The sequence below is a fragment of the Shewanella sp. 492 genome (assembly GCF_059338445.1).
Map to the genome: position 1 here is coordinate 1,251,394 of NZ_CM181702.1, position 22,317 is coordinate 1,273,710.

Annotated in this window: 22 protein-coding genes; 19 read left to right on the top strand and 3 right to left on the bottom strand. The window is 46.1% G+C overall.

Annotation, left to right across the window (positions count from 1 at the left end; genetic code table 11):
- Positions 1 to 19: 19 nt before the first annotated feature.
- From fliP to AC5YBX_RS05655, 17 genes are all read left to right on the top strand, one after another.
- Positions 20 to 739 carry a flagellar type III secretion system pore protein FliP gene (gene fliP, locus AC5YBX_RS05575; protein WP_475516948.1) on the top strand — a complete coding sequence of 240 codons (720 nt, stop codon included), beginning with the start codon at positions 20 to 22 and terminating at the stop codon, positions 737 to 739.
- An 8-nt stretch (positions 740 to 747) separates the two neighbouring features.
- Positions 748 to 1,017: a flagellar biosynthesis protein FliQ gene (fliQ, locus tag AC5YBX_RS05580; protein ID WP_110456360.1), complete on the top strand. Its 270-nt coding sequence runs from the start codon at positions 748 to 750 to the stop codon at positions 1,015 to 1,017.
- 91 nt (positions 1,018 to 1,108) lie between these two features.
- Positions 1,109 to 1,906, top strand: coding sequence for a flagellar biosynthetic protein FliR (fliR, locus tag AC5YBX_RS05585; RefSeq protein WP_494519653.1), 798 nt, complete (start codon positions 1,109 to 1,111; stop codon positions 1,904 to 1,906).
- Positions 1,906 to 3,039: a flagellar biosynthesis protein FlhB gene (gene flhB / locus AC5YBX_RS05590; protein ID WP_494524517.1), complete on the top strand. Its 1,134-nt coding sequence runs from the start codon at positions 1,906 to 1,908 to the stop codon at positions 3,037 to 3,039. Before fliR ends, flhB begins: the two co-directional genes overlap by 1 nt.
- 91 nt (positions 3,040 to 3,130) lie before the next feature.
- Positions 3,131 to 5,230 carry a flagellar biosynthesis protein FlhA gene (flhA, locus tag AC5YBX_RS05595; protein ID WP_494519651.1) on the top strand — a complete coding sequence of 700 codons (2,100 nt, stop codon included), beginning with the start codon at positions 3,131 to 3,133 and terminating at the stop codon, positions 5,228 to 5,230.
- An 11-nt stretch (positions 5,231 to 5,241) separates the two neighbouring features.
- Positions 5,242 to 6,636 carry a flagellar biosynthesis GTPase FlhF gene (flhF, locus tag AC5YBX_RS05600; RefSeq protein WP_494524518.1) on the top strand — a complete coding sequence of 465 codons (1,395 nt, stop codon included), beginning with the start codon at positions 5,242 to 5,244 and terminating at the stop codon, positions 6,634 to 6,636.
- Positions 6,637 to 6,640: 4 nt separating this feature from the next.
- Positions 6,641 to 7,522 (top strand): MinD/ParA family protein, encoded by an 882-nt coding sequence (locus AC5YBX_RS05605; RefSeq protein ID WP_494519649.1) that lies wholly within the window; start codon positions 6,641 to 6,643, stop codon positions 7,520 to 7,522.
- Complete coding sequence (locus AC5YBX_RS05610) at positions 7,515 to 8,234, top strand: RNA polymerase sigma factor FliA (RefSeq protein WP_494524519.1); 720 nt, start codon at positions 7,515 to 7,517, stop codon at positions 8,232 to 8,234. Before AC5YBX_RS05605 ends, AC5YBX_RS05610 begins: the two co-directional genes overlap by 8 nt.
- Positions 8,235 to 8,276: 42 nt before the next feature.
- Positions 8,277 to 8,660, top strand: coding sequence for a chemotaxis response regulator CheY (gene cheY / locus AC5YBX_RS05615; RefSeq protein WP_119977497.1), 384 nt, complete (start codon positions 8,277 to 8,279; stop codon positions 8,658 to 8,660).
- A 13-nt stretch (positions 8,661 to 8,673) separates the two neighbouring features.
- A complete protein-coding gene (locus tag AC5YBX_RS05620) occupies positions 8,674 to 9,411 on the top strand; it encodes a protein phosphatase CheZ (RefSeq protein ID WP_494519647.1) in 738 nt (245 codons plus the stop codon).
- A gap of 15 nt (positions 9,412 to 9,426) precedes the next feature.
- A complete protein-coding gene (locus AC5YBX_RS05625; protein WP_494524520.1) occupies positions 9,427 to 11,601 on the top strand; it encodes a chemotaxis protein CheA in 2,175 nt (724 codons plus the stop codon).
- A 97-nt stretch (positions 11,602 to 11,698) separates the two neighbouring features.
- A complete protein-coding gene (locus AC5YBX_RS05630; protein ID WP_494519645.1) occupies positions 11,699 to 12,817 on the top strand; it encodes a protein-glutamate methylesterase/protein-glutamine glutaminase in 1,119 nt (372 codons plus the stop codon).
- Positions 12,810 to 13,277 carry a membrane anchored protein in chemotaxis locus gene (locus AC5YBX_RS05635; protein ID WP_494524521.1) on the top strand — a complete coding sequence of 156 codons (468 nt, stop codon included), beginning with the start codon at positions 12,810 to 12,812 and terminating at the stop codon, positions 13,275 to 13,277. Before AC5YBX_RS05630 ends, AC5YBX_RS05635 begins: the two co-directional genes overlap by 8 nt.
- Positions 13,278 to 13,321: 44 nt before the next feature.
- On the top strand, positions 13,322 to 14,113 hold the full coding sequence (locus AC5YBX_RS05640) for a ParA family protein (protein WP_494519643.1): 792 nt from the start codon (positions 13,322 to 13,324) through the stop codon (positions 14,111 to 14,113).
- Positions 14,097 to 15,128, top strand: a complete 1,032-nt coding sequence (locus tag AC5YBX_RS05645) for a chemotaxis protein CheW (protein WP_494519642.1) — start codon at positions 14,097 to 14,099, stop codon at positions 15,126 to 15,128. Before AC5YBX_RS05640 ends, AC5YBX_RS05645 begins: the two co-directional genes overlap by 17 nt.
- A gap of 7 nt (positions 15,129 to 15,135) precedes the next feature.
- Positions 15,136 to 15,630: a chemotaxis protein CheW gene (locus tag AC5YBX_RS05650; RefSeq protein WP_110456347.1), complete on the top strand. Its 495-nt coding sequence runs from the start codon at positions 15,136 to 15,138 to the stop codon at positions 15,628 to 15,630.
- A 149-nt stretch (positions 15,631 to 15,779) separates the two neighbouring features.
- Positions 15,780 to 16,181, top strand: a complete 402-nt coding sequence (locus AC5YBX_RS05655) for a DUF2802 domain-containing protein (protein ID WP_494524799.1) — start codon at positions 15,780 to 15,782, stop codon at positions 16,179 to 16,181.
- Positions 16,182 to 16,215: 34 nt separating this feature from the next.
- On the opposite strand, the gene AC5YBX_RS05660 is transcribed toward AC5YBX_RS05655, so the two are convergent.
- Both AC5YBX_RS05660 and AC5YBX_RS05665 read right to left on the bottom strand, forming a co-directional pair.
- Complete coding sequence (locus tag AC5YBX_RS05660; protein ID WP_494519641.1) at positions 16,216 to 16,536, bottom strand: EscU/YscU/HrcU family type III secretion system export apparatus switch protein; 321 nt, start codon at positions 16,534 to 16,536, stop codon at positions 16,216 to 16,218.
- Positions 16,537 to 16,548: 12 nt separating this feature from the next.
- Complete coding sequence (locus AC5YBX_RS05665; RefSeq protein WP_494524522.1) at positions 16,549 to 18,330, bottom strand: hypothetical protein; 1,782 nt, start codon at positions 18,328 to 18,330, stop codon at positions 16,549 to 16,551.
- A 226-nt stretch (positions 18,331 to 18,556) separates the two neighbouring features.
- Between AC5YBX_RS05665 and AC5YBX_RS05670 the strand changes: the two genes are divergently transcribed.
- Together AC5YBX_RS05670 and AC5YBX_RS05675 are read left to right on the top strand one after the other, a co-directional pair.
- On the top strand, positions 18,557 to 19,339 hold the full coding sequence (locus tag AC5YBX_RS05670; protein ID WP_494524523.1) for an MlaA family lipoprotein: 783 nt from the start codon (positions 18,557 to 18,559) through the stop codon (positions 19,337 to 19,339).
- 115 nt (positions 19,340 to 19,454) lie between these two features.
- A complete protein-coding gene (locus AC5YBX_RS05675) occupies positions 19,455 to 20,555 on the top strand; it encodes a response regulator (RefSeq protein ID WP_494524524.1) in 1,101 nt (366 codons plus the stop codon).
- 101 nt (positions 20,556 to 20,656) lie between these two features.
- Here the strand turns inward: AC5YBX_RS05675 and AC5YBX_RS05680 are convergent, their stop codons facing one another.
- Positions 20,657 to 22,168, bottom strand: a complete 1,512-nt coding sequence (locus AC5YBX_RS05680; RefSeq protein ID WP_494524525.1) for a peptide MFS transporter — start codon at positions 22,166 to 22,168, stop codon at positions 20,657 to 20,659.
- Between the last annotated feature and the right edge of the window lie 149 nt (positions 22,169 to 22,317).

The window sequence follows — 22,317 nt, forward strand, 5'->3', positions numbered from 1 at the left end:
TATTCTCTTAGTCAGCTTAATGAGCGCCTTATTGCTGCCCCAGTTAGCGTGGGCGCAAGACGGTATTTTACCAGCAGTAACGGTCACGACAGGAGCCGACGGTGCCACGCAATATTCTGTCACCATGCAGATATTGTTGTTGATGACAGCGCTGAGCTTTTTGCCCGCAATGGTGATAATGCTAACCTCTTTTACGCGCATTATCGTGGTGTTATCGATATTGCGCCAAGCGATTGGTTTACAGCAAACCCCATCAAATCAAGTGCTTATTGGGATGAGTCTGTTTATGACCTTCTTCATTATGGCGCCAGTATTTGACAAGATTTATGCCAATGCCGTGCAGCCCTACATGGATGAAACCCTGACCATAGAGCAGGCGTTTGAGACGGGTAAAGCGCCACTGAAAACCTTTATGCTGTCACAAACTCGCCTGACCGATCTGCAAACCTTTGTCGAGATCTCGGGTTATCAAAACATTGACACCCCAGAAGATGCTCCTATGAGCGTGCTGATCCCTGCGTTTATAACCAGTGAGTTAAAAACCGCCTTTCAGATTGGCTTTATGTTATTTGTGCCATTCTTAGTACTCGACTTAGTGGTGGCCAGTATCTTGATGGCCATGGGTATGATGATGTTGTCGCCGATGATTGTATCGCTGCCTTTTAAAATCATGCTGTTTGTATTGGTTGATGGTTGGAGCTTAGTGATGGGTACCCTAGCCAATAGTTTTGGGATTTAGGAGCCGCTATGTCACCCGAAGCCCTGATTGATATCTTTCGCGAAGCCTTGGCCGTTATCGTTACCATAGTGTCGATGATCATTGTGCCAGGCTTGGTGGTCGGGTTAGTGGTGGCGGTATTCCAAGCGGCGACATCGATAAACGAGCAGACTTTAAGCTTTTTGCCTAGACTGCTAACGACCTTGTTAGCGCTGATGTTTCTAGGACATCTGTTAGTCCAAACCATGATGGAATTCTTTTTTGAAATGGTTGATATGATCCCCATGGTCGTTGGCTAAGTATGACGGTTTACTGCGCCAGGCTAGCTCACGTAAATCGATTCAATACGCTCATGTTACGTGCGCTGGTCGGCTAAGTGTTGAGGCGAATATGGAAATATTGATGTCCACCATAATGGAGACCATTTCCGCCTACATGTGGCCACTTTATCGGGTGTCGAGCATGTTGATGGTGATGGCTGTTTTTGGCGCTAACACCACTTCTGTGCGGATCCGTCTGTTGTTATCGGTGGCGATAACCTTTGCCATTGCGCCTATGCTCCCTGTAAATACTGATGTTGAGCTGTTTTCATTGGCGGCGGTATTTGTCACCGCGCAGCAGATCGTCATTGGGGTAGCGATGGGGTTTGTCACCCTGCTTATCATGCAAACCTTTGTGTTAACAGGCCAAATTATTGGTATGCAAACCAGCTTAGGTTTCGCCTCTATGGTCGACCCTGGCTCTGGCCAGCAAACCCCGGTGATTGGTAACTTTTTTCTGTTGTTGACCACGATGATCTTTCTTGCTGTCGATGGCCACCTCCTGATGATCCGTATGCTGGTTGCCAGTTTTGACACCATCCCCGTCTCTAACCAAGGTATTTCTATTAGCAGTTATCGCCAATTAGCCGAATGGGGCAGTTACATGTTTGGCGCTGCGTTGACCATGTCTATTTCAGCGATTGTGGCGCTGTTATTGATTAACTTATCTTTTGGGGTCATGACCCGCGCCTCACCGCAACTCAATATTTTTGCTGTTGGCTTCCCTGTCACCATGGTGAGTGGGCTGGTGATTTTGTGGCTCACCTTAACGCCCATTATGGCGCACTTCGATGAAGTCTGGCGCTCAGCGCAGCTATTGCTGTGTGATGTGGTGCAGTTACAGTGCCGCGCTGATGGGAGTTTCTAATGGCTGAAAATGATTCTAGCCAAGAAAAAACCGAGGAAGCCACCTCCAGAAAGCGTCAACAGGCGCGTGATAAAGGCCAGGTTGCCCGCTCAAAAGAGTTAGGCACCTCTGCGGTTCTGATGTCGGCGGCATTTGGTTTTGTCATTGTGGGCCCTGATTTAGGTGTGGCGCTTATCAATGTGATGAAAAAGCTGTTTACCATGGATCGTGCCGCGATTTTTGATACCAATAGTATGTACAACGTGTGGGAGCTGGTACTGCGTGAACTGGCCATGCCCATGGCAATTTTTATCGTGTTTTTGGCTGTGGTGGCTTTTTTAGGCAACATCGTTATCGGGGGGATCACCTTTTCGGTGAAGGCCTTTATGCCCAAAGCGAGCAAAATGAACCCGATGAGTGGCTTTAAACGTATGTTTGGTGTGCAAGCGTTGGTGGAATTAACCAAGGGAATTGCAAAGTTTTCTGTGGTCGCTATGATGGCGTACTTTTTACTGTATTACTATTTCGTTGATATCTTGACCCTGTCACAAGGACACCTCCCGGGTAATGTGTATAATGCGCTGGATCTGCTGATATGGATGTTCATTATTTTATGTTCATCGACAGTGATCATTGTTGCTATTGATGTACCGTTTCAAATTTGGAACCACAGTAAACAGCTGCGCATGACCAAGCAGGAGATCAAAGACGAATACAAGGATACCGAAGGCCAGCCCGAAGTTAAGGGACGGGTGCGGCAGATGCAGCGCGAAATGGCGCAGCGTCGCATGATGACCGAGGTACCCAATGCCGATGTGATAGTGGTCAACCCAGAACACTATGCGGTGGCGATTAAATATGATGTCACCAAGGCCGCAGTGCCTTATGTATTGGCGAAAGGGGTCGACGAGGTTGCCTTTAAGATACGTGAAATTGCCAGAGAGCATGAGGTGGCAATCGTATCAGCTCCACCGCTGGCACGGGCCATTTATCATACGACTAAGATAGAGCAAGAGATCCCCGAGGGGCTCTTCACCGCTGTTGCTCAGGTATTGGCCTATGTCTTTCAGTTGAAGCAATATCAACAAAAAGGCGGTAAGCGACCCACCCCCGTGCCGTTAAATCAGCCTATTCCCGATGAGCTGAAATATTAGCGTCGTGTTTGCTGTCGTTAGGTGACTGCAAGTAGGTTGGCGCGCTTTTTGCTGTTAACCGTTCAGATGTCAAAGTTCAGGCGCTAAATTGATGGATTTGAAAGCAACATTAGGTCAACTAAAACAGGTTAAACCGGCAAACTTTAAAGGCATTGGTACGCCTGTACTCGTGCTTGCAGCCTTGGCGATGATCATCTTGCCGATGCCAGCATTCTTACTCGATATCCTATTTTCGTTCAATATTGCCTTAGCCTTGGTGGTGCTTTTAGTGGCCATCTATTCAGATCGCCCCCTCGACTTTGCGGCCTTCCCAACGGTATTGCTAGTCGCTACTTTGCTGCGACTGGCGCTGAACGTGGCCTCGACGCGTATCGTCTTGCTCGAAGGCCATAATGGTGGCGATGCCGCCGGTAAGGTGATTGAAGCGTTCGGTTCTGTGGTAATTGGCGGTAACTATGCCGTGGGTTTGGTCGTGTTTCTTATCTTGATCATTATCAACTTTGCCGTAGTCACTAAAGGTGCTGGACGTATTTCTGAAGTGAGCGCCCGTTTTACCCTCGATGCGATGCCAGGTAAACAGATGGCTATCGATGCCGACTTAAACGCCGGGGTGTTAAACCAAGATCAGGCGCGCTTACGCCGTGCAGAAGTCACTAAAGAAGCCGACTTTTATGGTGCGATGGATGGTGCGTCAAAATTTGTCAAAGGCGATGCAATTGCCGGCATCATGATTTTAGTGATCAACATTCTCGGCGGCTTTGTCATTGGTATGGTGCAGCACGGGCTAGATTTCTCCTCAGCTGTAGAAATTTATACCTTGCTGACCATTGGTGATGGTTTGGTGGCGCAGATCCCAGGCCTGTTGTTGTCGATTGCGGCCGCGTTAATGGTGACGCGTCAAAATGAGTCAGGCGACATGGGGCAAATGGTGATGGGGCAGATGTTTGACAGCCCTAAATCCTTAGGTATTGCGGCCGCGGTATTGTTGATCATGGGGATTGTGCCTGGCATGCCGCATTTTGCTTTTCTCAGCTTTGGTTTGCTGACTGCCGGTGGTGCCTATTATATTCATCGTAAAAAAGATCTCGATCGTCAAAGAGCGCTAGAGCTTGCTAAAACCTCTCCGAGTCCCGCTGGTGACAATAAGCCTAAAGAGTTGAGTTGGGATGATGTGCAACATGTCGATACCATAGGGTTAGAGGTGGGCTATCGATTAATCCCCTTGGTCGATAAGGGCCAAGGGGGTGAATTACTCAACCGTATCAAAGGAGTGCGTAAGAAGCTGTCACAAGAATTAGGTTTCTTGGTGCCGGCGGTGCATATCCGTGACAATTTAGATCTGTCGCCCAACACTTATCGCATCTCCTTGATGGGCGTGGCGTCGGGTGAGGCTGAAATTCGCCATGATTGCGAGCTCGCGATTAACCCAGGCCAAGTGTATGGCAAGCTTGATGGCGTCGAAACCACCGATCCCGCCTTTGGGCTTGAAGCCGTTTGGATAGCGCCAGAGCTTAGAGAGCACGCACAAACCTTAGGTTATACCGTCGTTGACGCAGCTACAGTGGTTGCCACGCATCTTAGCCAATTGCTCACCAATAATGCCTCTAAATTATTAGGTTATGAAGAGGTGCAGCAGTTAATGGATATGCTGGCTAAGCATTCGCCCAAGTTAGTTAATGGCTTTATTCCCGATGTGATGCCGCTGGGCACTGTGGTTAAAGTGATGCAAAACTTGCTTAACGAGGGCGTGTCTATCCGAGATTTGAAAACCATAGTACAAACCCTGTTAGAATACGGGCCCAAGAGCAATGATACTGAGGTGTTGACCGCCGCAGTGCGTATTGCCTTAAAGCGCATGATCATCCAAGAGATCAGTGGCCCAGAGGTGGAAATTCCTGTCATTACTTTGGCGCCAGAGTTGGAACAGATGTTGCATCAGTCTATGCAAGCAACAGGCGGCGATGGGCCGAATATTGAACCGAGTCTGGCTGAGCGGATGCAGAAATCGCTTATCGATGCATCGCAACGGCAAGAGATGGTAGGAGAGCCCGCCATCTTGTTGACCTCAGGAATGTTACGTTCGACGCTGTCACGATTCGTTAAACATACGATTCCAAATTTACGGGTGATCTCCTATCAAGAAGTGCCCGATGAAAAACAAATTCGCATCGTATCAGCGGTCGGTCAGTAGAGAGTATTTAGATGAAAATTAAACGTTTTTTAGCAAAAGATATGCGCTCAGCTTTGGCCCAAGTGAAAGAGACCTTAGGCTCTGATGCGGTGATCATGTCTAACAAAAAAGTCACCGGTGGCATCGAGATTGTCGCGGCTGTCGATTATGACGAGCCCAAAAAATCGCCAAGTCCAGCGGTCGCGAATATGACGCCGTCGAGCTTACTTGATCTCGCCGATGAAAAAGTCTCCATTGGTCGCCAACCCATCAAGACCGAGTCAAAAAAACAACCTGCACCCGCTGCCGATTCGTTACAAGCCCTGCTTGAGCGTCAACAAAGCCGCGTTAACCAGCAGATTGGTCGTACTAATGAAGAATTAGAGATGCCTGAATGGGCTAAAGGGCTACAAGCGCCTAGTAGCGAGCCTAAGCCAGCACGCGCCGAATCCAACCAACAAAACCATTTTGGTCAAAAGCGTGATAAACCGAGCGCGGCGAGTGTTGAATTTGACTCAATGCGAGAAGAGCTCGCATCACTGCGTAACCTATTGACTCACCAAGTAACTTCGCTGCTTAGCGAGCAAAAGAGCCGACTGGATCCTGTCGGCGCCATGCTTGAGAGCCGCCTATTAGCGGCAGAGTTTTCTGCCGAAGTGGCGACCAAGTTGTCAGGGCTGAGTGAACATTATCCGCCAGCAGAATTAGTCAAAATCTTACCGAGAAGTCTGGCGAATATGCTCGACAATCAGGGCGATGATATTGTGCGCCAAGGTGGTGTGGTCGCTTTTGTTGGGCCAACAGGTGTCGGTAAAACCACCAGTGTTGCCAAAATTGCCGCTCGATTTGCAGCACATCATGGTTCAGATCAAGTAGCATTGATAACAACCGATCATTATCGCATCGGAGCCTATGAGCAGCTGGCAACCTATGGCAAAATAATGGGATGTCCAGTAAAGCAGGCGCATGATCTTAATGAGTTGGAACAAATTTTGTATCAGCTGCGCAATCGCAAGTTAGTATTGATCGATACAGCTGGCATGGGGCAGCGAGATATACGCTTATTCCAGCAACTCGATAATTTAACGGCAAATAGCAGATTACCTATACGCAGTTATCTGGTACTGTCGTCAACGAGTCAAAGAAGAGTACTAGAAGATGCGGTGAAGCAGTTCGCTAGAATCCCATTATCGGGTGTAGTATTAACCAAACTGGACGAGTCGGTCGCCTTAGCACCAGCCTTGAGCGTATTGATCCAAAGTGGTTTACCATTAAGTTATGTCACTGATGGCCAACGAGTTCCAGAAGATATGCAGGTTGCAGATACACTCGCGTTAGCACACAAGGCGCTTTCAGTATTAGATAAGAAAGAGCAACCTGTACAACAAACTGAAAGGTCACATCAACAGGCCTATGCATTTGAGTAAAACAATGAGTCGGGATCAAGCAAGCGGTTTACGAATGATGAATCAACCAAATAACGAAAAAGTAAAAGTAATTGCGGTGTCTGGCGGTAAAGGTGGCGTGGGTAAAACCAGTGTCTCTATCAATACCGCGGTTGCACTCGCCGAAAAGGGTAAGCGTGTTTTAGTGCTCGATGCCGATTTGGGCTTAGCGAACGTCGATGTGATGTTAGGCTTAAGGGCTGAGCGTAATTTATCCCATGTGCTATCGGGCGATGCCGATCTTGATGATGTGATTGTTAGAGGCCCCAAAGGGATTGGTATTATCCCTGCTACGTCGGGCTCACAGTCGATGGTCGAGCTATCTCCTGCTCAGCACGCCGGGCTTATTCGCGCCTTCAGCGAAATGCGTACTCAATTTGATATTTTAATTGTCGATACCGCTGCGGGTATTTCTGACATGGTGCTGAGCTTTTCACGGGCATCGCAAGATGTATTAATCGTGGTATGTGATGAGCCAACGTCGATCACCGATGCCTACGCCCTGATTAAGATATTAAGCCGTGAGCATGGTGTGTTCCGTTTTAAAATTGTTGCCAACATGGCTCGCAGTCTACGTGAAGGGATGGAGTTGTTTGCTAAATTAAGTAAAGTGACCGACCGTTTTCTTGATGTAGCGCTTGAACTTGTCGCGACGATTCCATTCGATGAAAACCTCAGAAAGTCAGTTCGTAAGCAAAAGCTTATCGTCGAAGCCTTTCCAAAATCACCTGCATCAATCGCCTATCATGGGCTAGCAAATAAAATAATCAGTTGGCCGATCCCACAGCAACCGGGTGGTCATTTAGAGTTTTTCGTTGAACGCTTAGTACAGCGTAACAATCAGCAAGAGGAAGGCACGAGTGAGTAAAGCGGCCGCGTATACCTGTTTAGATAATAAAGCGTCTATCGTTGAACAGTATGCGCCGCTGGTAAAAAGGATTGCCCACCACTTATTAGCCCGTTTGCCAGCATCGGTTCAATTAGATGATCTGTTACAAGCCGGTATGATGGGCCTGCTTGAAGCCTCTTCAAATTTTGATGGTAGTAAAGGCGCCAAATTTGAAACCTTTGCGGGGATTCGAATTCGGGGCTCAATGCTTGATGAAATAAGGCGCGGCGATTGGGTACCGCGTTCGGTGCACCGTAATCAACGCCGTGTTGCGCAAGTGATTGATGAGCTCGAACAGGAACTGGGCCGCGACGCTAAAGATACCGAAATTGCCGACCGATTAGACATGACACTGGATGAATATCATCACATTTTAAACGATGTATCAGTCGGCAAGGTAATTGGTATTGAAGATCTCGGCGTTTCGGTCGATATAGTAAGGCAGGAAGACGATCACCAAGACGATGCCTTCGATGCATTAGCCGAAACTCAGTTTCATGAAGCCTTGGTTGACGCGATAAAATTACTGCCAGAAAGAGATGGTTTAGTTTTGTCATTGTATTATGACGAAGCATTAAATTTAAAAGAGATTGGAGCCGTACTGGACGTTAGCGAGTCGAGAGTGAGCCAGATATTGAGTCAGGCCATGTTGAGATTAAAAGCTAAATTAAAGCATTGGACCCATACATAACGATTACATGAGCAATATAAAAACAGCTCCGCGGAGGAAACCTTGGACAAGAATATGAAGATTCTCGTCGTTGACGACTTTTCAACAATGAGGCGTATCATCAAGAACTTGTTAAGAGACTTGGGTTTTAACAATACTCAGGAAGCAGATGACGGTTCAACGGCATTGCCCATGCTACAGAAAGGTGATTTTGATTTTGTCGTAACCGACTGGAACATGCCTGGTATGCAAGGAATTGACCTACTAAAGGCCATTCGCGCAGATGACAATCTTAAGCACCTACCGGTGTTAATGGTGACAGCGGAAGCTAAAAGGGAACAGATCATTGCAGCAGCACAAGCTGGTGTAAACGGTTATGTTGTTAAGCCTTTTACCGCGGCAACATTAAAAGAGAAGTTAGACAAAATTTTTGAACGACTCAGTTAATTAAGGTTGAGCTATGCAAGCAAATACTTTAGGGCTGATCACGTTAGCACAAGCAAGACAACTTGTTGAATTGCTTGAGGCTAATGAACAGGATAAAGCTGACAATATCGTAAGAGATATTGCGAGTCCGATTCAAAAAGAGTTATTTGATGAAGTTGGCAGGTTAACCCGTCAACTTCATAGTGCCATTGTCGATTTTCAGGTTGATGACCGTTTGGTTGAATTGACCAACAGTGAAATTCCAGATGCTAAAGAGCGCTTAAGTTATGTCATTGAGATGACAGAACAAGCGGCCAATAAAACCATGGATGCAGTTGAAGAGTCATTGCCCCTTGCCGATGCACTAACCACCAATATTAAAGCGGTTAAGCCAACGTGGGATCGCTTGATGAAGCGAGACATCCAACTGCATGAGTTTAAAGCATTATGTCACGATGTGCAGCAGTTTATTGACCGCAGCGAGTCTGATTCAACACGCTTGAAAGAGCTGCTCAACCATATCTTGTTGGCGCAAGATTTCCAAGATCTTACTGGGCAGATGATCCGCCGAGTGATTGAGTTGGTGCGTGAAGTCGAAAACAATTTAGTGTCGATGTTGACCGTCTTTGGTGAGCACCCCACATCGAGTAAGGCGCTTAAGTCAACCAAGAGTGTCGAAGCCGAAGGCCCGATTATGAACGCAGAACTGCGTGATGATGTGGTAACAGGGCAAGATGAAGTGGATGACTTACTGTCGAGTCTAGGTTTCTAAGTAGGAGTCATATTAATGTCGTTTGATGTTGATGAAGAGATACTGCAGGACTTTCTGATAGAGGCGGGAGAAATACTCGAACTGTTATCTGAACAGCTGGTCATGTTGGAAAATAATCCAGATGATACCGAACTGCTCAATGCCATTTTTCGTGGATTTCATACCGTTAAAGGCGGAGCGGGCTTTTTAAGTCTGACTCCCATGGTCGATGTTTGCCATGAAGCAGAAAATACCTTTGATTTGCTGCGTACTGGCAAACGAAGTGTCTCTGCTGAGCTTATGGATATTATTTTACAGGCTGTCGATGCGATTAATTCGATGTTTGCCGAGACGAAAGCCGGACAAGTTCAAAGCCCTGCCGATGCAACCTTACTGGCAAATCTTAAACTGTTAAGTTCTGGCGGTATGCTCGCATCAGAGGTGGCATTGTCTGCCGGTACGGCAGAGGCAACGATTGTCGATGAGGTAGCCGATGTTCCTAGCGATGAAGGTGCCACCTTGTTTGAACCGCTTGATACCAGCGATAACACAGTAGTGAGTGCTATTGATGGTGGCAGCGACGGCAGTATTGATGAAATCAACGAGTCAGAATTTGAAGCCTTACTCGATGCGCTGCATGGATCGGGTAAAGGCCCAACAGTGACTGAATCAGCTTCTAATGATGTTAGCTTGTCCAGTGATGATATTACCGATGATGAGTTTGAATCGCTGCTAGATGAGCTGCACGGCGCAGGCAGTTTTAAACCACCTGTAGCCGCCATTGCCAAAGAGCCTGAGGCGCCAGCTCCAGCAGTTGATGCCGACGAAATTAGTGACGATGAATTTGAAAAGTTACTCGATGAATTGCACGGCTCTGGTGCAGGCCCTGGCGCTTCATCTATTGCGGCTCCGGCGGCGAAAGTGGTTGCAGCGCCCACGCCTGCAGCGGTTGAAGTGACACCGAGTCCGGCTAAGACTGAAGTTAAACCACAAGCCGCCGTTACTAAAGCACCTGCTGCTAATATGCCACAGGCCGAAACCACAGTGCGGGTTGATACTGCTCGACTCGATGAGATCATGAATATGGTCGGAGAGTTAGTATTGGTACGTAATCGTCTGCTGAGTCTTGGCATTTCTCGTGATGACGAAGATATGTCTAAAGCTTTAGCTAATTTAGATTTGGTGACTGCCGATCTGCAAGGTGCGGTGATGAAAACCCGCATGCAACCGATTAAAAAGGTATTTGGTCGTTTCCCTCGCGTGGTACGTGATTTAGCTAGAACGCTTAACAAAGAGATTGATCTTCGCATGATAGGCGAAGACACCGATCTGGATAAAAACTTAGTTGAAGCACTGGCCGACCCACTAGTTCACTTGGTGCGTAATTCTGTCGATCACGGTATAGAGATGCCTGATGAGCGTGAAGCTAACGGTAAAACGCGTACCGGCACCATTACCTTGTCAGCCAGTCAAGAGGGGGATCATATCCTGCTCAAGATTGAGGATGACGGCGCAGGTATGGATCCCGATAAGCTTAAGCAAATCGCTATCAGTCGTGGTGTGCTCGATGAAGATGCCGCTGCGCGTATGACGGATTCAGAAGCATATAATCTGATTTTCGCCCCAGGTTTTTCAACTAAGGTAGAGATCTCCGATATTTCCGGCCGTGGCGTGGGGATGGACGTTGTTAAGACGCGTATCACCCAGCTTAATGGCACGGTGCATATTGATTCGCTCAAAGGCAAAGGCACTTGTTTAGAGATTAAAGTCCCCTTGACCTTGGCGATTATGCCAACACTGATGGTGGAAGTGGCCGAGCAAGTGTTTGCTTTGCCGTTAACCAGTGTGAATGAAATTTTCCATCTTGATTTGACAAAAACCAATATTGTAGATGGTCAGCTAACCGTTATTGTTCGTGATAAGGCGGTGCCGCTGTTCTATCTAGAGAATTGGCTTAACAGGAAAGAGAGCGGCTTCAAGCATGGCGATAAAAAGAAAGGCCATGTGGTGATCGTTCAGTTAGGCACAATTCAGATAGGTTTTGTGGTTGACTCCTTGATTGGTCAAGAAGAAGTGGTAATTAAGCCGTTAGGGACCTTGCTTCATGGCACCCCAGGTATGGCGGGTGCAACGATCACCTCTGATGGGGGGATTGCATTGATCTTAGACGTACCTGGATTATTGAAGCATTACGCTAAAAACAAGCAGTAAACGTTAAGTAAGACTGTCTGATAACCTATTAAGCGTGACCCCCGTAACAGGGTCACGTTTGATTGCTTACAGAGGTTTGCTGTCGATAGGAAATTGAATGGCCATTAAAGTATTAGTTGTCGATGATTCGAGTTTTTTTCGTCGAAGAGTCAGTGAGATCGTATCTAAGGACCCAGATTTAGAAGTCATAGGTACTGCCGTCAATGGCGCTGAAGCGGTTAAACTGGCCGAACAGCTCAAGCCTCAAGTGATCACCATGGATATCGAGATGCCAGTGATGGACGGCATTACCGCTGTGCGTCAGATCATGGCTAAGTGTCCGACGCCTATTTTAATGTTTTCCTCTTTGACTCATGATGGTGCCCAAGCCACGTTAGATGCGTTAGAAGCGGGCGCACTCGATTTTCTGCCTAAGCGTTTTGAAGATATTGCCACTAATAAAGATGACGCCATCGTATTACTGCAGCAGCGCATAAAGGCATTAGGACGACGTCGAATTTATCGACCTATTACGCCACGTCCAGCGTCAGTGAGTACTTTAACCAGAACTGGCGTAACTGTGAGCACGGATAGTCGAGAGGTGGTGGCCCCCGATAGACCCACTTCCCGCAGCCAAATGTCACACCGGGCGAGTGGTAAAAAGTACAAAATATTACTTATCGGTACATCAACGGGTGGCCCGGTAGCCCTGCAGCGGATTTTAACCAAGCTTCCCGCTAATTATCCACACCCTATTTTATTGGTACAGCATATGCCAGCGGCGTTTACGCCAGCCTTTGCTACGCGTTTAAATAGCTTGTGCGCGATTAATGTTAAAGAGGCAGAAAATGGCGATCAACTGCGTGCAGGTTGCGCTTATTTAGCCCCCGGAGGCATGCAAATGATGCTGGAGCGCAGCGGCGCTTATGGGCGGATTAAAATTATCGCTGGCAGTGCCGATATGAACTATAAACCCTGTGTCGATATTACCTTCGCCTCGGCGTCAAAGTTGGTTGGGGGAGATGCGCTTGCGGTGATCCTGACCGGAATGGGGGCTGATGGTCGTGAAGGCTCGCGAATGCTAAAAAATGTGGGCGCCACCATTTGGGCCCAAGATGAAGCCAGTTGTGTTGTGTATGGTATGCCACAAGCGGTAACGGCTGCGGGGATATCAAGCAAGTCATTCGCCTTGGATGAGATGGCAGAAGCGATTTTAACTGAGACTGGTCGTGGCTAAACAGCAGATAAGTACTACCACTATGTTGTGGCTATTCTTACTTATCATTAGCAGTATCGTGACCGGGGCGCTGTATTTCGATATGCGGCATAAAAATAGTCTGTTAGAAGCAAAAATTGCTGAACTGGAAAATAGCCAAGTACTATTAATGGTGCCAGAAGAGCAGGCGCAAACATTTGCCCAATGGATGGCGGCTAACCCAAAAGTGACGCAGTCAATTATTGGACAGGCTCAACCCGGCTCACAGGTGCGGATTGAAATGGGATTACTTGGGGATGCGAGGGGCAGACGTTCACCGATCATGACGCCACAAGCGAGCGATGCAGCAGATCATTTGCCTATAAAGAGTGATAGAACTGCCCATTCGCAAACCAATGAACTGTCTGAAAGTGAAGATGGTGTTAAGGTGATAGCCTTACCTCATGGGGGAATTAGGGTGACCACGCGTGATGATAATTAAGTCAATAAGCTAGCGAAACGCTGCAGGATATAAAGGGGTTTTTGTTGAAGATCTGGACCATAGCAAACCAAAAAGGCGGTGTGGGTAAAACAACATCGGTAGTCAGCCTTGCAGGTGCGTTAGCGAAGCGCGGTCAACGGGTATTGATGGTCGATACCGATCCCCATGCATCGCTGGGCTATTATTTGGGGATCGATTCTGAATCGATTTCTGGGTCCTTGTATGATCTGTTTTTGAACCATAAGACACTGACTAAACAGCAGGTGTCCGAGCATATTGTGCTGACCAAAGTCGAGGGGATAAGCTTATTGCCGGCGACGATGGCGTTAGCGACTCTAGATCGCTCCTTAGGTCATCAAGAAGGCATGGGGTTGATTTTAAAAAAACTATTGTCTTTGGTCGAGCAGGATTACGACACCGTACTTATCGATTGCCCCCCGATCCTTGGTGTCTTAATGGTAAACGCATTGGCAGCCAGTGAGCATATATTGGTGCCGGTACAAACCGAGTTTTTAGCGATAAAGGGCCTGGACAGAATGGTGAAAACCATGATTCTAATGGGGCGTTCGAAAAAAATCACATATAGTTATACGGTGATCCCAACCATGTATGACAGGCGCACTAAGGCGTCTTCATCAGCACTACAACACTTAGAAAGTGATTTTGGCGCGGCGTTGTGGCCAGATGTTATTCCGATAGATACCAAGTTTAGAGACGCTAGCTTAGCGCATCTTCCAGCCTCTCATTATGCGGCGAATTCGCGTGGTGTAAAAGCTTATGAGCGCTTATTAGATTATCTGCTCAGCAAGGAATTTGCTCATGTCGAACTCAACTGATGATGCGGTGTTAGATTATTTTTCACTGTTGCTAGCAGAAGATATCACTGAGGATAATGCGCAGCCTGAGACGGATATAACGCCGAATAAACAGCAAGGCAGGCAAGATGATAAACAGGTTAATGAAGCTATCCGTGTCATTGTCCCTGAGGTTAAACCGGTGTTACAAACCGCCAAGGTAAATCAGCAGGCTAATTATGCGACACCAAAGGTTAATAAAAAATCATTAGCGCAACTGTTAGCACCAGTGGCTGAAGCGTCTCCAACTGATATTGGCGCTAAGTTAATTGCCAATCTTGAAACTCGAATTGAGACCAAGTTAACACCTCAATTGAAAACGGAATTAAAGACGGGATTAAATACACAACTGCAGGTTAAGATTACTGATAAGACAGTGGCGGAGATAGCGAAGCCTACGTCGCAAGTCAAAGAAAAGATTGCAACTTCAGCTACTCTTAATTTGGGTCGTCAAGAGGTTGTTGAGACAGAGCAATCTATTGCTCCTCAAACCCAAACGGGCTCAAGTCCACCCGGGATAACCGAGGCATTAATCGACACTTTGGATGAGCAATTTCAAGTATTATTTTTTAACGTTGCAGGTTTAACGCTTGCCGTCCCTTTAGTCAGTCTAGGTGGCATTGTTAAGATTGAGCGGGTTAACCATATCATGGGAAGACCGAACTGGTACCATGGTGTTCAAGCGCATCGCGGCTCACAGCTCAACGTGGTCGATACGTGCGCCTGGGTGATGCCCGAAAAATACGATGACAAACTAGCACAATCGGTGAATTACCAATATATTGTGCAGCTAGAAAACAGCAACTGGGGATTGGCGTGCGAATCGCTAATCAATTCAGTTAAAATTTTAAAATCGGAAGTTAACTGGCGTACCAAAGCGGGTAAACGCCCTTGGTTAGCTGGCGTTGTGAAAGAGCAGATGTGCGGCATATTACATGTGCAAGCATTGATTGAATTGTTGAATTTAGGATTGAGTAGTCAGGACTCTATTGACTGAGGTTTATATGGCAGATGTAAGAAACGTCGCGGCAGTGGCTGCAAGTAAAGATGATGAAGTGTTGCAGTGGGTTACTTTCCGTTTAGACAATGAAACCTATGGCATTAATGTGATGCAGGTTCAAGAGGTGCTGCGTTATACCGAAATAGCTCCTGTTCCTGGTGCACCGCATTATGTGTTGGGTATCATCAACTTGCGCGGTAATGTGGTTACTGTTATCGATACCCGCTCACGCTTTGGCTTGGCTTCATCTGATGTCGATGACTCAACCCGTATCGTGATCATTGAAGCTGAAAAGCAAGTGATTGGTATTTTGGTTGATAGCGTTGCCGAGGTAGTTTATCTACGTGCTTCAGATATCGACAATGCCCCTAATGTGGGCACAGAAGAAAGTGCTAAGTTTATTCAAGGTGTCAGTAATCGAGATAATGAGCTGTTGATCTTGGTTGATCTAGATAAGCTTTTATCTGATGAAGAGTGGATGGAATTGACTCAATTATAATAAGTTAAGCTGTTAGCATATTATTCAGCTAGGATAAAAGCCATCGCTTATCGCGATGGCTTTTTAGTATAATCGACAGCCCACAGTATAACGGTGGTCTAACCTTCGTGACGTATCACAATAAATAGAATGGATTGGAGCGGAATATGATTGCCGATGAAATTTTAATCGCGGCATTACTCTATGTAATTGCTTGCTTAGCATTAGTATTATATCAACAAAAACAAACAGCTAAGTTACGATCTAAGGTGGATGCGTTGACATTACTGGTTAAAGAGAGTGATCGCCAGCGAGAAGCGGTTAAACGCGAATTGCAAGAGTTACGCACCGGGACCATTGGGGTTGGCCGGCGGATGCTCGAATTAGAAAAACGATTGGCAAAGCAAGATGCCAGAATTGATGAAACTAGCCAACAAGATCCGCAATCGCGCCTCTATTCTAGGGCAATGAAGATGGTGTCATTGGGCGCTGGAGTCGATGAATTGGTCGCCGAGTGTGAATTACCCAAAGCTGAAGCCGAATTGCTTCTCAGGTTACATGGCAAGGGCTAATGTGGAGTCATAACAATCTACTCAAGGTGAGGAGTTAAACTGCTTCAACGATTTTTTGGTGCATATTATCCCAACGGTCGGGAAATTTACCATCTAGCATATAAGCAAAAGCGATCAACTCGGCAATAAGTAGGTAGAGTTCTTTTGGTATTTCTTCGCCAATCTCAAGTTTTTGTAAAAAATGACTTAGATCCGGGTTTTGATGAATATAAATGCCCGATTCTTTGGCTAGGGCGATGATCTCCGCTGCCACTAAATCGCTGCCTTTGGCTGTGATCTTCGGACTCGATACTCCATCATAGCTTAACGCGACCGCTTGAGTAGCACCCGAAGTTGTGTTCTTGTCTGTAGACATAATGGGTTGGCCTTATGCTTTTATTTTAACTAAGTAGTGCTCACCAGGCAGTAAGCTAGCAGGTACCTGGTTTTGCTGAGTAATTATATTGATACTTCGCATACCGATATTGGTTAGTTTTTGTTGTAGCCCCTCAAGGCGTAAATCGATGCTTGTGAGCAGTGGCTTACTATCTGAGGTAAAGCTAAGGTTAAGTTGCTGTTGTTTGATATCAGCATTGATCAATAGGCTACCACTAGTTAAGTTAAACTTAAGCTGTAACCGCCATTTATTCTTGTTATCAGCATCTTGAGTTGTTTGTTCAAAATGACCTTCTAGCTCCTCTTGCTTATTGTCTAGGGTATAAGGCAAGGCAAAATACCAGTTGATGCCTTGATTGTTATCACTACTGGCTTGCTGATATAAAGACAAGCCAGATAACAACTTACCCATAGATTCACCCACTCCCGCTTTATCTAATAATCTCAGCAGGGAAGAACTTGCTCCAACTTGTCGCTGTAGTTGCATAAGGTATTTACTGGCATCGACTTGGCTGTTTTGTTGTAAATTACGACCTAATAATAACTGAAAGAGCACCGCGATAGTGCCACTATGACTAGCAGCTGATGTATGGGCGGTTAGCGGAGAGGCTATTCCTGCTAAGGTATCTATCAATTCTCGTTGCAAAATGTTTGGCACGGCGAGATCGGCTAAAGGACGAGGAAAGGCCAGAGCCAGTTGCTGCTTGACTAAGCTCAGTAGTGATTGCTCACTCGATACCTGGGATCTGCTTGAGTGTGTTGCTTCACTGCTGACTAATTGCTGTAGTGCTTGGCTTAATCCCCTGTGTATGGGGGAAGAAGGCGGGCCTAAAGTCTGGCCTGTGGGTTGGCTGGTACTGCCCATTGTTGAGGTAAGCCACTGTGAGTTAAGCATCAATGGATGAACTGTGCCCTGTGCCGTAGTTCCGCGGTTGCCCTCGATGAAGGGTATCTTAATGTTAGCCAGTAATTGATAGAGGTTAGTCGCCTTAATTATGGCATCGTCTCGGGCCGTCATGGGGCCAAAAAACGGGATCTTTTCCCCTAGAAGTGGTAGTGGATTGGCTGCAAAAAATGCATTGCTGGAGAGCTGTACCGCGGTGGCGTTTTGTAAGGTCGCTAGTTGTGACTGAGGCACGGCTTGTTTGGCTAAGTGCTGACTCAATTGACTGTAAGTGCTAGTTAGCGAGGGGAGGGTGGCCAGTTGCTGGCTTGGTGACTCCTGTTTAGGTGCTTGCATTAATGTCATTGGGGATAAGGTGACTGCAATTTGACCGAGCTTCGCGGTGAGGCTTAAGTGTAGTTGGCCATTTTCCACTATGATAGCTGCGCCATAGGTGCCCGAGGGTAAGGTATTATTGCTCGTGGTGAAAGCTAATGCGCCAGCCAGACTGACCATACCCGCCACGACCTTTGCCTCGCCAAGGGGATAGCCTTGTGCCCTTGATGCCAACTGAGCCAGTTGTATGAGGTTGACTTGGTTACCCTTAATATAAGCCTGCAATGGCGCTGGAATTTGTTCGTTATAGATATTACCCAATAATTGCAATTTAGCACTAAGATTGCTTGATGCTGGATTGGCGCTATAAAGTTGTGTGACCACGACTTTTTGTTGGTCTGCCGTACTCATTACTTGGCGATCGATACGACGAGAGTATTCTATACGGTAGTTGTGCTTATTGAGGCTTATAGCGTCACCTTCTGCAGTGCGCTTGAACTCGACCGGGATAAGGACCTCAGCTTTACTGGTACTGAGTGTGGTTGAGGTCGCCACAACGTCCGTGTTTACAGGCCTTATAATACTGTTTTGATTCAAGAGGCAGCCCCAAACGGTTAAGTGATTAAAGACATTTTACAAATTTCAATTTGACCTAGTGATTTTGCTGAGTATCCTAGGCGGTCTGAAAGGCAAATCAAACTGTGTAGTCTAGTATTATCTATATCGTCACAAGTACAGATGACTTTAGATATGGTTAATGCTGTATAGGAATCCGAGTTATATGAAGTATAAATGGAGTGCGTTAAGCTTGCTATTGCTTGGGGCGCCTTTGGCAGCCCAAACGACACAAGAAGATGAGAATAATGCTAAGGAAAGCACCATAGATGTCGCTATTATTTATAATGATGACAGAGATCCTTTCGAGAGCTTTAACCGCACCATGTGGGATTTTAACTACCTTTATTTAGACAAATATTTATATCGACCGGTTGCCCACGGTTATAATGATTACTTGCCTCGCCCAGTTAAAACTGGGGTGAATAACTTTGTACAGAATTTCGAAGAGCCAAGCTCTCTAGTGAATAATGCCTTACAAGGTAAGTGGGGCTGGGCGGCAAATGCGGGTGGTCGCTTTACGATTAACACCACCTTAGGCTTACTGGGTATTGTTGATGTGGCTGATATGATGGGCTTACCACGTAAGCAAGATGAGTTTAGTGAGGTGTTAGGCTATTACGGCGTGCCAAACGGTCCCTATTTTATGGCGCCTTTTTTAGGCCCTTATGTAACGCGTGAATTAGCGTCTGATTGGGTCGATGGACTCTATTTTCCTTTGTCAGAACTGACCATGTGGCAGTCATTGGCCAAGTGGGGATTAAAAAACCTGCATCGACGCGCTTCAGCTATCGATCAAGAGCGTCTAGTCGATAATGCATTAGATCCTTATGCTTTTGTGAAAGAAGCCTATTTCCAACATGTAGACTATAAAGTATATGACGGTGATGTACCTGTCTCGACCGACGATGATGAGTTGCTCGATGAATACATGCAAGAATTAGATTAAATCAACTCACCTTTTACTTATTATTTATTAATAGGTTAGTAGTTTTACTTGTTATCACGTACTAAGATGTACTAGGTTAGTTAGCTTTGCCGCTGTGCAAAGTATGGGGAGCTGAATGGCGTTAGAAGATCTCGTGATTTTGTTGGTTGAAGACGATCCGGTATTTCGCAGTGTGGTCGCCGCCTTTCTCTCGAACCGAGGAGCCACTGTGGTTGAGGCCGATGATGGTCGACAGGGGTTAGAGCGCTTTAGCCAGACTGATTTTGATATTGTATTAGCGGATTTAAGTATGCCGATTTTAGGCGGTTTAGAGATGCTAAAACAGATGGTGAAACGAAAGCCAAACACTTTATCTATCGTTATCTCGGGTAATCAGGTGATGGCCGATGTTGTCGAAGCCCTGCGGATCGGTGCTAGCGATTACTTAGTGAAGCCAGTCAACGATCTGTATTTGATTGAAAATGCCATTCATCAATGTATCAACCCACATCAACAAGATGTAAAGCTTGATGACTTAGAAGAACTGTCCTATCAAGAGTTAGAAGAACACCTTAACTTGTTAGAGCGAAATGCTGAAGCGGCCAAAAGTGTTCAGCAGCAGCTCTTTCCTCCCTCAGAGATTGATTACCCTAAAGCGACTATCGATTATAGCCTATTTAAAAATGACGATGTTAGCGCCTACTTTATCGATAGCGCTAATGTCGGTGAGCAATATCAAATTATGTATATGGCTCATTTTCATCCGCAAGATAACCGCGCTGCGTTTGCGAGTGTTCTGCTTAAAAGCTTTGTGAATCAAAAGCTGAAACTATTTCGTAATGGCAACAGCCAAACGGTGATCGAGCCTTTTAATATGCTGAGCTACCTCAATGACAGGATCAGTAAGTCTGGCTTGGATATTTATATCGATCTTATCTATGTGGTCGTGGAGTTAACGCATTACCGCGCCTCTATTGCTCAAGCAGGTAAAGGGTTGAGATGCTATATACGTAATCACGAGGGGTTATTACCTCTGGCGATGCCTGATGCACTTCAGCTAGGGATTTTTGAGTGGGGGCAACCTAGCACTCAGTTTAGGGATTTAATGCCAGCAGAACGTTTGTGTATAGTCTCGAGTGTTAATGAACATAAAAGCATGTTGTTGGCCAATCACTTTGTCGGCTTAACTTATGAAACCACGCTAGCACCAGGTGGTTATGTACAGATGAGCTTTTAATTACCTGAGATCCCGGCTTATCTGCGACCCAGATTGCCTTTGCATTGCGCATAAAAAAACGCCTTACAATGTTTTGTAAGGCGTTTTTATTTCGTTAAAGCTTATCTTTTAATCGTAATCGCTTCGTGTTCTGCAGTAACAGCAATTTCCGCTTCTAGTGCTTCTTCTTCAGTTTGCGGGCCATCTTCAGCGCCATGCATCCAGTCGACAAGTTTATCTGCCATGAAGTATAGGATAACCGCTGAAATGGCTGCCGTAATAGCAATACCAGCAAAGATAGACATAGCATTAGCCAGTTGATCTTCTACCGAACCACCAGGACCAATTAACGACCCCACTAAACCACCGATCTTATTTGCAGCGGCAATAAATAGGAACCAGGCACCCATCATGAGTGATGCAATACGTAGTGGAGCCAGCTTAGTCACCATAGATAAGCCAATCGGTGATAAACACAGTTCACCCATAGTATGGAAGAAATAAGCGCCCACTAACCACCACATGCTTGATTTAGCGTTAGCATCGCCGCCCATCTCAAGTACGGCACCGATCATAAATAGGAAGCCGATAGCCAATAAGGTTAAACCAAGGGCAAATTTTACCGGTGAGTTGGGTTCTTTTTTGCCTAGATGGATCCAGATAGAAGCCACTACCGGAGCGAAGACCACAATAAAGATAGCGTTAAGCGATTGGAACCACGTTGTAGGCACTTCAAATGAGCCTATCATACGGTTGGTAAAGTCATTGGTGAACAGGTTCATTAGGCCACCGGCCTGCTCGAAACCAGCCCAGAATATGATGGTAAATAAGCCCATAACCATGATCACTTTAATACGATCGCGCTCAACTTTGGTTAAGGGTTCTTTACGTAGTTCACCTCTGGCTTCTGCATTTTGTTTCTCTAACTTAGCAGCGGGTATTGTTCCAATGTCGCCTAATAGCTTTTGTGCAAACAAGAATTGGATAATGAGTGATATCACCATACCGATACCAGCGCAGAAGAAGCCAGCCTGCCAGTTGTTGATAAACACTTCTTGTCCATCAATGACTTGAGTGTAGCCAAAGGTGGTATATGCCCAAGCAACAATAAATCCAGAAAGTGCTGCACCTAAGTTAATCCCCATATAGAAGATAGTAAATGCACCATCACGACGGTGATCGCCTTCTTCGTATAGATCACCAACCATGGTTGAAATGTTCGGCTTAAACAGACCATTACCTAAAATCAGCGTACCAAGACCAATATAAAAAACCGTGGTCTCTAGCCCTGGGATCCAGCTATGTGGCGCGGCAAGTACAAATTGGCCTATCGCCATTAATGCACCGCCTATATAGATAGCTTTACGCTGACCTAGAATATTATCGGCTAACCAACCACCGAGCAGTGGTGTTAAGTATACTAGACCTGTGAAGGTGCCATATAGTGAGAGGGCATCGGCTTGGGTCCAACCCAATCCGTGTCCACCTTGAGATTGAACTGCGTCGACAAGATATAACACCAAAATCGCACGCATTGCGTAATAACTAAACCGTTCCCATAATTCTGTTGTAAATAACAGAAACAGCCCTTTAGGATGCCCGAGCATCGTACCTTGTGGTTTTGCTGCGCTCATGTAAGTCTTCCACCTTCGCTTGTGATTGCCTACATATACAATATCTATGTAGAAAAATTTATTGTTTCAATATTATCAATGTCTTAACAACAGGAGCTTACTTGGGATAATCTGTTTTAAGCTAAAGAAATTATTCAAGTTTTTAGTTG